Raw genomic sequence first — 12,115 nt, forward strand, 5'->3', positions numbered from 1 at the left:
GGGGCACACGGGAAGGGGCTCCGCGCCGCACGGTGCGCGGGGCCCCTTCCGCGTGTGGGTTCCCGTCGGCTCCCGGATCGTCGCACGCGGTGCGATGATCACCCCGCCCGCGACGCGGCGCGGCGCGGCCGGGTCCCTCCGACGGCCCAGCCGGCCGGGCCGGGCGGGGTCAGGCAGAGGCCGCCGCCCGCTCGTCGACGATGCGGCGGATCTTGCCGACGGAGCGTTCCAGCGTCTCGGGGTCGACGATCTCCACGGCGGCGGTGACGCCGACGCCGTCCTTGACGGCCTTGCCGATGACGGCGGCGGCCCGCTCGCGCAGGGCGGCGCCGGCGGTGGGCCGGGCCTCGGCGCGTACCGTCAGGTGGTCCATGCGGCCGCGCTTCGTCAGGTGGAGCTGGAAGTGGGGGGCTACGCCCTCGGTGCGGAGCAGGATCTCCTCGATCTGGCTGGGGAAGAGGTTGACCCCGCGCAGGATGATCATGTCGTCGGAGCGGCCGCTGATCTTCTCCATGCGGCGCATGGCGGGGCGGGCGGTGCCGGGGAGGAGCCGGGTCAGGTCGCGGGTGCGGTAGCGGACGACCGGCATGGCCTCCTTGGTGAGGCTGGTGAGGACCAGTTCGCCGTGTTCGCCGTCGGGCAGGACCTCGCCGGTGACCGGGTCGACGATCTCCGGGTAGAAGTGGTCCTCCCACAGGTGCAGGCCGTCCTTGGTGTCGACGCACTCCTGGGCGACGCCGGGGCCCATGACCTCGGAGAGGCCGTAGATGTCGACGGCGTGGAGGTCCATGCGGTCCTCGATCTCGCGGCGCATCTCCTCGGTCCACGGCTCGGCGCCGAAGACGCCGGCGCGCAGCGAGGTGGTGCGCGGGTCGATGCCCTGGCGCTCGAACTCGTCGAGGAGGGTGAGCAGGTAGGACGGGGTGACCATGATGATCTCGGGCCGGAAGTCCTGGATGATCTGGACCTGCCGGGCGGTCATGCCGCCGGAGGCGGGGATGACGGTGCAGCCGGCGCGCTCGACGCCGTAGTGGGCGCCGAGGCCGCCGGTGAAGAGGCCGTAGCCGTACGCCACGTGGACCTTGTCGCCCCGGCGGGCGCCGGCGGCGCGCAGGGAGCGGGCGACGAGGTCGGCCCAGACGGAGAGGTCGTGGTCGGTGTAGCCGACGACGGTGGGGCGGCCGGTGGTGCCGCTGGAGGCGTGGATGCGGCGGATGTCGGCCTGCGGGACGGCGAACATGCCGAAGGGGTACGACTCGCGCAGGTCGGCCTTGGCGGTGAAGGGGAAGCGCGCGAGGTCGTCGAGGGTGCGGCAGTCGTCCGGGGTGACCTGGGCCTCCTCGAACGTGCGGCGGTACAGCGGCACGTTCTCGTAGGCGTGGCGCAGGCTGGCGCGCAGTCGCTCCAGCTGGAGGGCGCGCAGTTCGGGCACGGTGAGGCGCTCCGCGGGGTCCTTCAGCTCGTCGGGCAGCGGCTCGCCCAGCCGGGACGTCCCTGTCCCGGCCGCAGTGCTGTTCATGATCATCCTTCCACGGCTCGTATCACGCGGCTGTGGCCGCGGAACTCGGCGACGACCTGGTCGTCGCGGGTGACGCGGACGTCGTAGACCCCGCTGCGTCCGAAGCGGGTGCGTTCCACGGCGTGAGCGGTCAGTACGTCGCCCTCGCGGGCGGGGGCGACGAAGACGATGTCGGCGGCGGCCCCGACGGCCTGCGGACCGTAGCTGTTGCAGGCGCAGGCGAAGGCGGTGTCGGCGAGGGTGAAGAGGAAGCCGCCGTGGGCGTTGCCGTGGCCGTTGACCATGGCGCCGGTGACGGTCATGCCGACGCTCGCGGTGCCTTCGCCGACGGCCTGGAGGGTCATTCCGAGCCCTCGGGAGGCGGCGTCGGCGGCGAACATCCGGGCGGCGGGGCCGGCGGGGTCGGGCGTCACCCGGTCGGCCGAACGGCCGGCGCCGGATGCGCCGGCGGTCCCGGGGCCCGGCGACACCCCCGGAATACCGGGCTCCGCCCGCTCCTGGAGACCGGTGCGCGGGCCGGTCGTCACGTTCTCGCCGCGTCCCATGTGGCCATCACCCCTTGCTGCCCGACCGAACATTCGGTTAGCTTGCGACCAGCTCAGTAATTCAGCATCCGATCTGCCTGTCAAGGGGTGCCCATGCCTTCTCCCGACGCCACCGCCACCACCGGTGCGGCCGACTTCTTCGCCCGCCACGAGACCCTGCTGAGCAGGGCTTCGGCCGAGATCACCGCCCGCGGGTACTGGTCGGCGTACCCGGAGTCGCCGAGCCGTTCCGTCTACGGCGACGGCGCGGCCGAGGCGGGCGAGGCGGCCTTCGAGGCGCGGCTCGGCCGCCCCTTCGCGCTGCCCGGCCACCCCGGTGAGGCGGGCGCCGTCGGCGGCGAGGTCTCCCCCTACGGCCGCGCGCTCGGCGTGACCTACCCGCGCCTGGCCCCGGCCGACGCGGTGGCCGCCGCCAAGGCCGCCGGGCGGAGCTGGCGCCGGGCCACCCCGGACGAGCGCGCCGGGGTCGCCGCCGAGATCCTGGCCCGGCTCAACGCGGCCTCCTTCGAGATCGGCCACGCCGTCCACCACACGACGGGCCAGCCCTTCGTGATGGCCTTCCAGGCGGGCGGGCCCAACGCGCAGGACCGGGGTCTGGAGGCGGTGGCGTACGCCTGGGCGGAGCAGAAGCGGCACCCGGCGGCGGCGCGGTGGGAGAAGCCCGCGCGCAAGGGTGAGCCGACGGTGCTGGAGAAGACGTTCACGCCCCTCGGCGCGGGCGTCTCGCTGCTGGTCGCCTGCAACACCTTCCCGACCTGGAACGGCTACCCGGGCCTGTTCGCCTCGCTGGTCACCGGCAACCCGGTGATCGTCAAGCCGCACCCGGGCGCGATCCTGCCGCTGGCGATCAGCGTCTCCATCGCCCGTGAGGTGCTGGCCGAGGCCGGGTTCGACCCGGACGTGGTGCTGCTCGCCGCCGAGGAGGCGGGCGGGCGGAGTGCCGCCGAGCTGGCCGTCCACCCGGACGTGCGGATCGTCGACTTCACCGGCTCCTCGGAGTTCGGCACCTGGCTGGAGCGCAACGCCCTCCAGGCCGCCGTCTTCACCGAGAAGGCCGGGCTCAACACGGTCGTCCTGGACTCCACCGACGACTACAAGGGGCTGTTGCGGAACCTCTCGTTCTCGCTCTCCCTCTACAGCGGCCAGATGTGCACCACCCCGCAGAACCTCTACGTACCGCGTGAGGGTTTCGCCACCGACCAGGGCGTGAAGACCCCGGCCGAGTTCGGCGCGGACCTGGGCGCGGCCCTCGACAAGCTGCTCGGTGACCCGGAGCGGGCGGCCGGGACGCTGGGCGCGCTGGTCGGTACGCCGGTGGTGGAGCGGGTCGAGCGGGCCGCGAAGCTGGGCGGCACCAGCTGGGGCGGGCAGGCCCTGGTCCACCCGTCCTCGGAGGCGGCGGTGCAGCGGTCGCCGCTGGTCACCCTGGTGGACGCCGACGCGGACGCCGAGACGTACCGCAGCGAGTGGTTCGGGCCGATCTCCTTCGTGATCGCCACCGACTCCACCGACCACTCCCTCGCGCTCTTCCGGGAGACCGTCGGCGCGCACGGCGCGCTGACCGCCACCGTCCACTCCACCGACGAGGACGTGCTGGAGCGGGCCCGGGAGGCGGCGCTGGACGCGGGCGTGCACCTGGCGGAGAACTTCACCGGCTCGGTCTTCGTCAACCAGTCGGCGGCCTTCTCCGACTTCCACGGCTCGGCCGCCAACCCGGCCGCCTCGGCCACCCTCACCGACCCGGCCTTCGTCACCGGCCGCTTCCACACCCTCCAGTCCCGCCGCCCGGCCCGCCTCGTCCAGGGGGCCTGAGGTGCCGGAGGAGGTCTACCTGATCGACGGGGCGCGCACCCCGCAGGGCAAGTACGGCGGGGCGCTCGCCCAGGTCCGCCCCGACGACCTGGCCGCGCTGGTCGTCGGCGAGGCCGTGCGGCGCGCCCAGGTCCCGGCCGACGCCGTCGACGAGGTGATCCTCGGCGCCGCCAACCAGGCGGGCGAGGACAACCGGGACGTGGCACGGATGGCGGTGCTCCTGGCGGGGCTGCCGCACACGGTGCCCGGCTACACCGTCAACCGGCTCTGCGCCTCGGGCCTGACCGCCGTCGCCTCGGCCGCGCAGGCCGTCCGCTCCGGCGAGGCCGGGGTGGTGGTGGCGGGCGGCGTCGAGTCGATGACCCGGGCGCCGTGGGTGATGGCGAAGCCGGGCACGCCCTGGGCCAAGCCCGGCGAGGTCTTCGACACCTCGCTGGGGTGGCGGTTCACCAACCCGAGGTTCGCCGCGGCCGACCGGGCCCCGGCGCCCGGCGAGGGCCCGGTGACCCTCTCCATGGGCGAGACGGCCGAGGAGGTCGCCACGCTCGACGGGATCACCCGCGAGCAGTCCGACGCCTTCGCGCTCCGCTCGCACCAGCGGGCGGTGGCGGCCCAGCGCGCCGGGCACTTCGACCGCGAGATCGTCCCCGTCCCCGTCAAGGACGGCGAGGTCACGGCGGACGAGGGCCCGCGCCCCTCCACCACGCTGGAGAAGCTGGCGACGCTGCGGACCGTCTTCCGGGCCGACGGCATCGTCACCGCCGGTGCCTCCTCGCCCCTCTCGGACGGCGCCTCGGCGCTGGTCGTGGCGAGCGGCGCGGCCGTCGAGCGGTACGGGCTGACGCCCCGCGCCCGGATCGTCACCTCCGCCTCGGCCGGGGTCGAGCCGCATCTGATGGGCCTCGGCCCGGTCCCGGCGACCCACAAGGCGCTGGAGCGGGCCGGGTGGACGGCGGCCGACGTGGAGGCCGCCGAGCTGAACGAGGCGTTCGCCGCCCAGGCCCTCGCCGTCATCGGCCGCCTCAAGCTGGACCCGGAGCGGGTCAACGCCGACGGCGGCGCCATCGCGCTGGGCCACCCGCTGGGCTCCTCGGGCTCCCGCATCCTCTTGACCCTGCTGGGCCGCCTGGAGCGCGAGGACGCCCGCCGGGGCCTGGCCACGCTCTGCGTCGGTGTCGGGCAGGGCGTCGCGATGCTGGTGGAGCGGGTATGAGTACGGATACGCGTACGGGCGCGTTCACCACGCTCACCGTCCAGGAGCGGGACGACCGGGTCGTGGTGACCCTGGACCGGCCCGAGGCGCGGAACGCGATCAGCGCGCGCATGATCCGCGAGCTGCACACGGTCTGCGAGCGGCTGGAGGACGAGCCGCGCTTCCTGCTGCTGACCGGCGCCGGACGGGTCTTCGCGGGCGGCGCCGACATCGCGGAGCTGCGCGAGCGGGGCCGGGACCAGGCGCTCCAGGGCGTCAACAGCCGCCTCTTCGAGCGGGTCCGCCGGCTCCCGATGCCGACGGTGGCCGCTGTCGACGGCTGGGCGCTGGGCGGCGGCGCCGAGCTGGCCTACGCCTGCGACCTGCGGATCGCCGGGCCCGACGCGGTCTTCGGCAACCCGGAGCCCGGCCTCGGCATCCTCGCCGCCGCCGGGGCCTGCTGGCGGCTGCCGGAGCTGGTCGGCGAGTCGGTCGCCAAGCAGGTGCTGCTGGCCGGCCGGCGGCTGGACGCCGAGGCGGCGCTCGCCTGCGGCCTCGTCGCCGACGTGGTTCCGGCGAAGGAACTCACCGCCGCCGCCCACCGGTTGATCGACCGGATGGCCCGCCAGTCGGCGACCGCGCTGCGGCTGACCAAGCTCGTCGTGGACTCCCCCGGCGCCCACCCGGTCGCCGACGACCTCGCGCAGGCCGTCCTCTTCGAGGGCGCCGACAAGCGCGAGCGCATGACCGCCTTCCTGGAGCGCGGCTCAGCCCGCTCCACCACCCCCGCCCCCTCGGAGGCCCGCTCATGACCACCGGAGCCGGACCGGCCCCCGCCCTGCCCCGCAGCGTCGCCGTGATCGGCGGCGGGCGGATGGGCGCGGGCATCGCCCAGTCCTTCGCGACGGCCGGGGCGCCGGTCACCGTGGTCGAGCAGAGCCGCGAGGCCGCCGAGGCGGTCCGCGAGCGGATCGCCGGGTCGCTTCAGCGGGCCGCCGGGCGCGGGCTGATCGACGCCGACCCGGCCGAGGTGCTGGACCGGATGGCCTTCGCCGACGCGGTGACCGGACTGGACCCGGCGACCGAGCTGGTCGTGGAGGCCGTACCGGAGGACGCCGGGCTGAAGGCGAAGCTGCTGGCCGCCGCCGAGCAGGTGGTGGGCGAGGGGACGGTGCTGGCGACCAACACCAGTTCGCTCTCGGTCACCGAGCTGGCGGCGGTGCTGGAGCGGCCCGGGCGCTTTCTCGGCCTGCACTTCTTCAACCCGGTCCCGGCCTCCGCCCTGATCGAGCTGGTCGTCGCGGACGACACCGACCCGGCCGTGGTGGGCCGGGCGCTGGCCTGGACGGCGGCGCTCGGCAAGAAGGACGTCGTCGTCAAGGACTCGCCGGGCTTCGCCTCCAGCCGGCTCGGCGTGGCGCTCGGCCTGGAGGCCATCCGCATGGTCGAGGAGGGCGTGGCCTCCGCCGAGGCCATCGACGACGCCATGCGGCTCGGCTACAAGCACCCGATGGGCCCGCTGCGTCTGACCGACCTGGTCGGTCTCGACGTACGCCTGGCCATCGCCGAGTACCTGCACGCCACCCTCGGCGAGCGGTTCGCGCCGCCGCGGCTCCTGCGGGACAAGGTGGCCCGGGGCGAGCTGGGGCGCTCCACCGGACAGGGATTCCACACGTGGGAGAAGCAGAGGTGAGCCAGATGACCGAGACCGAGGCGCCCGGCGAGAGCGCGCTCCAGGAGTACTTCGACGCGACGATCGCCCGCGACCAGCGGGTGGAGCCGCGCGACTGGATGCCCGAGGGGTACCGGAAGACGCTGATCCGGCAGATCGCGCAGCACGCCCACTCCGAGATCATCGGGATGCAGCCGGAGGGCGACTGGATCACCCGCGCGCCCTCGCTGCGCCGCAAGTCGATCCTCTTCGCCAAGGTCCAGGACGAAGCGGGCCACGGGCTGTACCTGTACAGCGCGGCCGAGACGCTCGGCGCCGACCGCGACGATCTCACCGAGCGGCTGATCACCGGCCGCCAGAAGTACTCGTCGATCTTCAACTACCCGACGCCGACCTTCGCCGACGTCGGCGTCATCGGCTGGTTCGTGGACGGCGCCGCCATCTGCAACCAGGTCCCGCTCTGCCGCAGTTCGTACGGCCCGTACGCGCGGGCGATGGTGCGGGTCTGCAAGGAGGAGTCGTTCCACCAGCGGCAGGGTTACGAGCTGCTGATGACGATGATGTCCGGCACCGAGTCCCAGCGGGCGATGGTGCAGGACGCGGTGGACCGCTGGTGGTGGCCGTCGCTGATGATGTTCGGCCCGCCGGACGACAACTCGCCCAACTCCGAGCGCTCCATGGCCTGGAAGATCAAGCGGCACTCCAACGACGAACTGCGCCAGCGCTTCGTCGACATGACCGTCCCCCAGGCCGAACACCTCGGCGTCACCCTCCCCGACCCCGAGCTGAGGTGGAACGAGGAGCGCGGCCGGTACGACTTCGGCACGCCCGACTACGCCGAGCTGATGCGGGTCATCTCCGGCGACGGCCCGTGCAACGCCGAGCGCGTCGCCCGCCGCCGCGCCGCCCACGACGAGGGCGCCTGGGTCCGCGAGGCCGCCGCCGCCCACGCCGCCAAGCACACCGCCCGCCACACCGGGCCCGACCGGACGGAGGCCGCCGCATGAGCGAGACCCCTACCCCCGCCACCGGGAGCCCGCGTGGCTCCTGGCCGCTCTACGAGATCTTCGTGCGCGGCAAGCGCGGCCTCAACCACGTCCACGTCGGCTCGCTGCGCGCCGCCGACGACCGGATGGCCCTGCTCAACGCCCGGGACCTCTACACCCGCCGCAACGAGGGCGTCTCCATCTGGGCGGTCCGCTCCACCGACATCGCCGCCTCCGCCCCGGACGAGAAGGACCCCTTCTTCGCCCCCAGCGGCGACAAGGTCTACCGGCACCCGACGTTCTACGACATCCCCGAGGACGTCCCGCACATCTAGCGGCCCCCGCCCCACCCCGAGCAGCAGAGAACCACGGAACAAGGAGCACCCCCGATGAGTGACGAGCACCTCTCGGCGTCCCTGGCCGCCGGAGCAGAGGACGGCGAGGGCCGCTGGGCTTTCGGTACGGGCTTCGAGGACCCGCTGCACGGCGTGGACACCACCGTCCCCGACGGGGTCGACGCCGCCGCCCTGGCCGCGCTCTGCCTCGCCCTCGGCGACGACGCCCTGGTCGGCGCGCAGCGCCTCGCCCAGTGGACCACCGACGCCCCCGAGCTGGAGATCGAGCTGGCCCTCGCCAACATCGGCCTCGACCTCCTCGGCCAGGCCCGCCTGCTGTACGCCCGCACCGGGCAGGTGGACGGCACCGGGCGCGGCGAGGACGACTACGCCTACTGGCGCGAGGCGGACGCCTTCCGCAACGTCCGCCTCGCCGAACTCCCGCGCGGCGACTTCGCCTTCTCCATGGCGCGGCTGCTCGCCCTCTCCGCCTGGCGGCTCGCCCTCTTCCAGCGCCTGGCCGCCGCCCCGGACCCGGTGCTGGCCGCCATCGCCGCCAAGGGCGTCAAGGAACTGGCGTACCACCGCCAGTTCGCCGCCGACTGGATCGTGCGGCTCGGTGACGGCACCGAGGAGTCGGCCCGCCGCATGCAGGCCGGGTACGACGAGGTCGGGCCGTGGCTGGGTGAGCTGGCCGCCGACACCTCGGCCGACGCGCTCGGCGGCGACGCGGCGGGGGCCGCGGCCGAACTGCGGCAGGTGTGGGAGGAGACGGCGCGCGCGGCCGGGCTGACGGTGGGCGCCCACCCGGCGCACTCCGGCGCGGGCCGCTCCGGTGAGCGCACCGAGCACCTGGCGCCGCTCCTCGAAGAGCTCCAGTCGGTGGCCCGCGCCCACCCCGGGGCGGCGTGGTGACCCGGCCCGGCGCGGCGGTCACCGTCCCGGCCGCGCTCTTCGACGCCGGCCTCGACGCGGTCCTCGCCGAGGCGGCCCGCGACACCGGCGGCCCGGTCCTGCGCGCGGTCCCGGACGCCGGGCCGGTCACCGCTGCGGACGGAGACGGAGCCGGGGACGGGCTGGAGCTGGCCCGCGCCGCCGCATCGGCCGTCCGCGACCCCGAACTGCCCATGCTGACCCTGGCCGACCTCGGCGTGCTCCGCTCGGTGGCGTACGCGAAGGACGGCGCGGTCGAGGTGGCGCTCACCCCGACCTACTCGGGCTGTCCGGCCCTCGCCGAGATGCGCGCCGAGACCGTACGGGCCCTGCACGAGGCGGGTTTCCCCGAGGTGCGGGTGGTCACCGTGCTGGACCCGCCGTGGTCGACGGACTGGATCAGCGAGGCCGGGCGCCGGGCCCTCGCCGCGCACCACATCGCGCCGCCCGGACCGGCCCCGCACCGCTCGGGCCCGGTGCCGCTCACGCTGTCGCCGACCCGCACGGCCGCGCCCGAGGTGGCGTGCCCGCTCTGCGGATCGGGGCGGACGGAGGAGATCTCCCGGTTCTCCGCCACCTCCTGCCGGGCGCTGCGCCGCTGCCTCGCCTGCCGGGAACCCTTCGAGCACGTCAAGGAGATCTAGATGTCCGCGCCCACCTCGCCCGCCCCCGCCGCCCCGGCCCCGGCCCCCGCGCGCCGCAGGCCCCGGTTCCACGCGCTGCGGGTGGCCTCCGTGGAGCCGCTGTGCGAGGACGCCGCCGCCGTCACCTTCGAGGTGCCCGACGCCCTCGCGGAGGCCTTCGCCTTCGCCCCGGGCCAGTCCCTGACGGTCCGCCGCACCGTGGAGGGCCGCGACGAGCGCCGCTCGTACTCGCTCTGCGCCCCGGCCGGCGCCGCCCCCCGGATCGGCGTGCGGGTGGTGCCGGACGGCCTCTTCTCGACCTGGCTGGTGCGCGAGGTGCGGCCCGGCGACGTGGTCGACGTGATGGAGCCGACCGGCCTGTTCACCCCGGCCCTCGGCGAGCCGGGGCACCACGTCCTGGTCGCCGCCGGCTCCGGCATCACCCCGATGCTCTCCATCGCCGCCTCGGTCCTCGCCGGCCACCCACAGGCCCGCGTCACCCTGCTCTACGGCAACCGCCGCTCGGGCACGGTGATGTTCGCCGACGAACTGGCCGACCTGAAGGACCGGTACGCCGACCGCTTCCAGGTCGCGCACATCCTCTCCCGGGAGCCGCGCGAGGCCGAGATCCTCTCCGGCCGCCTCGACGCCGACCGCCTCGCCGCCCTGGTCCCGGCCCTGCTGGAGGTGGCCGACACCGACCACTGGTGGCTCTGCGGCCCGCACGGCATGGTCCGCGACGCGCAGGCGCTGCTGGAGCGGCTGGGGGTGCCCGGCGACCGGGTCCACCAGGAGCTGTTCTTCGCCGACGACCAGCAGGAGCCGGCCCCCGTCCGCCGCGACGAGGACGCGCTGCCCGAAGGCCCGGTCTCCGAGGTGACCCTGGTCCTCGACGGCCGCTCCTCCACCTTCCCGGCGAGCCGCGCCGAGACCGTCCTCGACGGGGCCCAACGGGTCCGCCCCGACATGCCGTTCGCCTGCAAGGGCGGCGTCTGCGGCACCTGCCGCGCCAAGGTCACCTCCGGCGAGGCCGAGATGCGCCGCAACTTCGCCCTGGAGGAGGCCGAGGTCGAGCAGGGGTACGTCCTGACCTGCCAGACCCGGCCCGTATCGGACCAGGTCACGGTCGACTTCGACGTCTGAGCCGGAACCTTCGTACACACCACGAAGCCCCTGACGCGTGGTCAGGGGCTTCGTCGCCGGTCGGCCGGTCACCGGCGGGGTCGCCCTCGGTGGCTCGGTGGGCGCGCGTCCGCTGCCGACGGGGATTGCGGCGCGGCGCGGGCCCGGGAGCCGGGCGGGGCGCGTCAGCTGTTGCCGGCGCCGTTGCCCGAGAGGATCGGGATGTTGCTCAGGAGGTGCGAGAGCGGCTCGTCACCCTTGGTCTGGGTGGAGTTCTCGACGCACTGCTGCTGCTGCGGCGACGACAGGATCGGGATGTCCTGGACGGAGACCGGCACGAGGCCGACCAGCGAACCGACGTTGGCGTCGGCGGGCAGGCCGATGCACGGCTTGTTGAACGAGCCCTGGATGAGGCCGATCTGCGGGCTCATGTCACCGGAGGTGGAGGAGTTGCCGTAGTACTGCTCCGCGCCGTTGCCGCTCAGCGAGGTGTGGCCGTTGTCGTCGCCGATGGCCATCGCCGGAGCGGCGGTGGCGGCCCCCATACCGATCGCGGAAGCGGCCACGGCCGCGGAGACCATCATCTTCTTCAGCATCTGCTTTTCCTCTTCGTCCGATGTGCACGGGTCGTGCTCCCCGCGCTCTCTGGACAACTCGCCACTCCGTCATTGGTGACGGCCGTTCACTCGAACGGAAGGGGCCGCTCACACCTTCTCCCCTATTTCCCGAATTCGGCCGCCGACTCCGATAATCACAGCATTCCGCACCCCCTCCCCCACCATTGGAGTGACACCGCCCGAACAGGCATAACCTCCCCGATGGCGACGAGTTGTTCAGAGCGCCTCACCCCCGGGGCACTCCATTCGGAAAGAGGAATCACTGTGATCAAGAAGGTCATGGCTACCGCTGCCGTCGCCGTCTCCATCCTGGGTGCGGGCGCCGCCGCGGCCGCTCCGGCGATGGCCATCGGCGACGACGGCGGCCACACGTCGCTGAGCGGCAACGGTGCCGAGCAGACCTACGGCAACACCTCGATCGCCGGCGACCAGAGCCCGCAGCTCGGCCTGGTTCAGGGCTCCCTGAACAAGCCCTGCGTCGGTGTGCCGATCGACGCCAACGTCGGTTCGCTCGTCGGCCTGGTGCCGGTCGCGGTCCAGGACCTGGACATCCTGTCCTCGCCGCAGCAGCAGCAGTGTGTCGAGAACTCCACCCAGACCAAGGGTGACGAGCCGCTCTCGCACATCCTGAGCAACATCCCGGTCCTCTCGGGCAACGGCGCCGGCAACAGCTGAGCCGTCCCCCGCTCGCCGGGACGCGACACCGGAGCAGACCCCGCCGCACGGCGGGGTCTGCTCTGCTTTTCCCACCGCCGCATT

13 protein-coding genes are annotated in these 12,115 nt (G+C 74.1%); 10 read left to right on the forward strand and 3 right to left on the reverse strand.

Annotated features, from left to right (window positions below; translation table 11 throughout):
- Positions 1 to 169: 169 nt before the first annotated feature.
- Positions 170 to 1,525, reverse strand: coding sequence for a phenylacetate--CoA ligase PaaK (gene paaK, locus OIM89_RS11390; protein WP_037665372.1), 1,356 nt, complete (start codon positions 1,523 to 1,525; stop codon positions 170 to 172).
- Positions 1,522 to 2,064 (reverse strand): hydroxyphenylacetyl-CoA thioesterase PaaI, encoded by a 543-nt coding sequence (gene paaI / locus OIM89_RS11395; RefSeq protein ID WP_151168391.1) that lies wholly within the window; start codon positions 2,062 to 2,064, stop codon positions 1,522 to 1,524. Before paaI ends, paaK begins: the two co-directional genes overlap by 4 nt.
- 93 nt (positions 2,065 to 2,157) lie before the next feature.
- Here paaI and paaN point away from each other — a divergent pair, with 93 nt between their 5' ends.
- The 9 genes from paaN to paaE are packed head-to-tail and all read left to right on the forward strand — an operon-like array spanning position 2,158 to position 10,760.
- Positions 2,158 to 3,876 carry a phenylacetic acid degradation protein PaaN gene (gene paaN / locus OIM89_RS11400; RefSeq protein ID WP_226964286.1) on the forward strand — a complete coding sequence of 573 codons (1,719 nt, stop codon included), beginning with the start codon at positions 2,158 to 2,160 and terminating at the stop codon, positions 3,874 to 3,876.
- Position 3,877: 1 nt separating this feature from the next.
- Positions 3,878 to 5,089: a thiolase family protein gene (locus OIM89_RS11405; RefSeq protein ID WP_264491220.1), complete on the forward strand. Its 1,212-nt coding sequence runs from the start codon at positions 3,878 to 3,880 to the stop codon at positions 5,087 to 5,089.
- Positions 5,086 to 5,880, forward strand: coding sequence for an enoyl-CoA hydratase/isomerase family protein (locus OIM89_RS11410; RefSeq protein ID WP_195730504.1), 795 nt, complete (start codon positions 5,086 to 5,088; stop codon positions 5,878 to 5,880). Before OIM89_RS11405 ends, OIM89_RS11410 begins: the two co-directional genes overlap by 4 nt.
- Positions 5,877 to 6,761, forward strand: coding sequence for a 3-hydroxyacyl-CoA dehydrogenase family protein (locus tag OIM89_RS11415; protein WP_264491221.1), 885 nt, complete (start codon positions 5,877 to 5,879; stop codon positions 6,759 to 6,761). Before OIM89_RS11410 ends, OIM89_RS11415 begins: the two co-directional genes overlap by 4 nt.
- 5 nt (positions 6,762 to 6,766) lie before the next feature.
- The gene (gene paaA, locus OIM89_RS11420; RefSeq protein ID WP_030697822.1) at positions 6,767 to 7,747 is read left to right on the forward strand and encodes a 1,2-phenylacetyl-CoA epoxidase subunit PaaA; all 981 of its coding nucleotides are present in this window, start codon (positions 6,767 to 6,769) and stop codon (positions 7,745 to 7,747) included.
- Positions 7,744 to 8,061, forward strand: a complete 318-nt coding sequence (gene paaB / locus OIM89_RS11425) for a 1,2-phenylacetyl-CoA epoxidase subunit PaaB (protein WP_003950194.1) — start codon at positions 7,744 to 7,746, stop codon at positions 8,059 to 8,061. The genes paaA and paaB overlap by 4 nt, the downstream gene beginning before the upstream one ends.
- Positions 8,062 to 8,115: 54 nt before the next feature.
- On the forward strand, positions 8,116 to 8,976 hold the full coding sequence (gene paaC / locus OIM89_RS11430) for a 1,2-phenylacetyl-CoA epoxidase subunit PaaC (RefSeq protein WP_030697823.1): 861 nt from the start codon (positions 8,116 to 8,118) through the stop codon (positions 8,974 to 8,976).
- On the forward strand, positions 8,973 to 9,638 hold the full coding sequence (paaD, locus tag OIM89_RS11435) for a 1,2-phenylacetyl-CoA epoxidase subunit PaaD (protein ID WP_264491784.1): 666 nt from the start codon (positions 8,973 to 8,975) through the stop codon (positions 9,636 to 9,638). Before paaC ends, paaD begins: the two co-directional genes overlap by 4 nt.
- Entirely contained in the window at positions 9,639 to 10,760 is a 1,122-nt protein-coding gene (gene paaE, locus OIM89_RS11440) for a 1,2-phenylacetyl-CoA epoxidase subunit PaaE (RefSeq protein WP_226964285.1), read from the forward strand. It begins immediately after the preceding gene.
- A gap of 164 nt (positions 10,761 to 10,924) precedes the next feature.
- Here paaE and OIM89_RS11445 read toward each other — a convergent pair whose 3' ends face one another.
- The gene (locus tag OIM89_RS11445) at positions 10,925 to 11,335 is read right to left on the reverse strand and encodes a rodlin (protein ID WP_030309946.1); all 411 of its coding nucleotides are present in this window, start codon (positions 11,333 to 11,335) and stop codon (positions 10,925 to 10,927) included.
- Between the two features lie 285 nt (positions 11,336 to 11,620).
- Here OIM89_RS11445 and OIM89_RS11450 point away from each other — a divergent pair, with 285 nt between their 5' ends.
- Positions 11,621 to 12,031, forward strand: coding sequence for a rodlin (locus OIM89_RS11450; protein ID WP_030697826.1), 411 nt, complete (start codon positions 11,621 to 11,623; stop codon positions 12,029 to 12,031).
- Positions 12,032 to 12,115 lie beyond the last annotated feature (84 nt).

This window comes from Streptomyces sp. BI87, from assembly GCF_025957665.1.
Lineage (GTDB): Bacteria > Actinomycetota > Actinomycetes > Streptomycetales > Streptomycetaceae > Streptomyces > Streptomyces albidoflavus.

What these genes read in the sequence shown, in the direction of transcription:
- paaB (WP_003950194.1), top strand. Translation starts at nt 7,744, where the DNA reads ATGAGCGAGACCCCTACCCCCGCCACCGGGAGCCCGCGTGGCTCCTGG.
- paaK (WP_037665372.1), bottom strand. Translation starts at nt 1,525, where the DNA reads ATGATCATGAACAGCACTGCGGCCGGGACAGGGACGTCCCGGCTGGGC.
- OIM89_RS11415 (WP_264491221.1), top strand. Translation starts at nt 5,877, where the DNA reads ATGACCACCGGAGCCGGACCGGCCCCCGCCCTGCCCCGCAGCGTCGCC.
- OIM89_RS11445 (WP_030309946.1), bottom strand. Translation starts at nt 11,335, where the DNA reads ATGCTGAAGAAGATGATGGTCTCCGCGGCCGTGGCCGCTTCCGCGATC.
- paaI (WP_151168391.1), bottom strand. Translation starts at nt 2,064, where the DNA reads ATGGGACGCGGCGAGAACGTGACGACCGGCCCGCGCACCGGTCTCCAG.
- paaC (WP_030697823.1), top strand. Translation starts at nt 8,116, where the DNA reads ATGAGTGACGAGCACCTCTCGGCGTCCCTGGCCGCCGGAGCAGAGGAC.
- paaE (WP_226964285.1), top strand. Translation starts at nt 9,639, where the DNA reads ATGTCCGCGCCCACCTCGCCCGCCCCCGCCGCCCCGGCCCCGGCCCCC.
- paaA (WP_030697822.1), top strand. Translation starts at nt 6,767, where the DNA reads ATGACCGAGACCGAGGCGCCCGGCGAGAGCGCGCTCCAGGAGTACTTC.
- OIM89_RS11410 (WP_195730504.1), top strand. Translation starts at nt 5,086, where the DNA reads ATGAGTACGGATACGCGTACGGGCGCGTTCACCACGCTCACCGTCCAG.
- paaN (WP_226964286.1), top strand. Translation starts at nt 2,158, where the DNA reads ATGCCTTCTCCCGACGCCACCGCCACCACCGGTGCGGCCGACTTCTTC.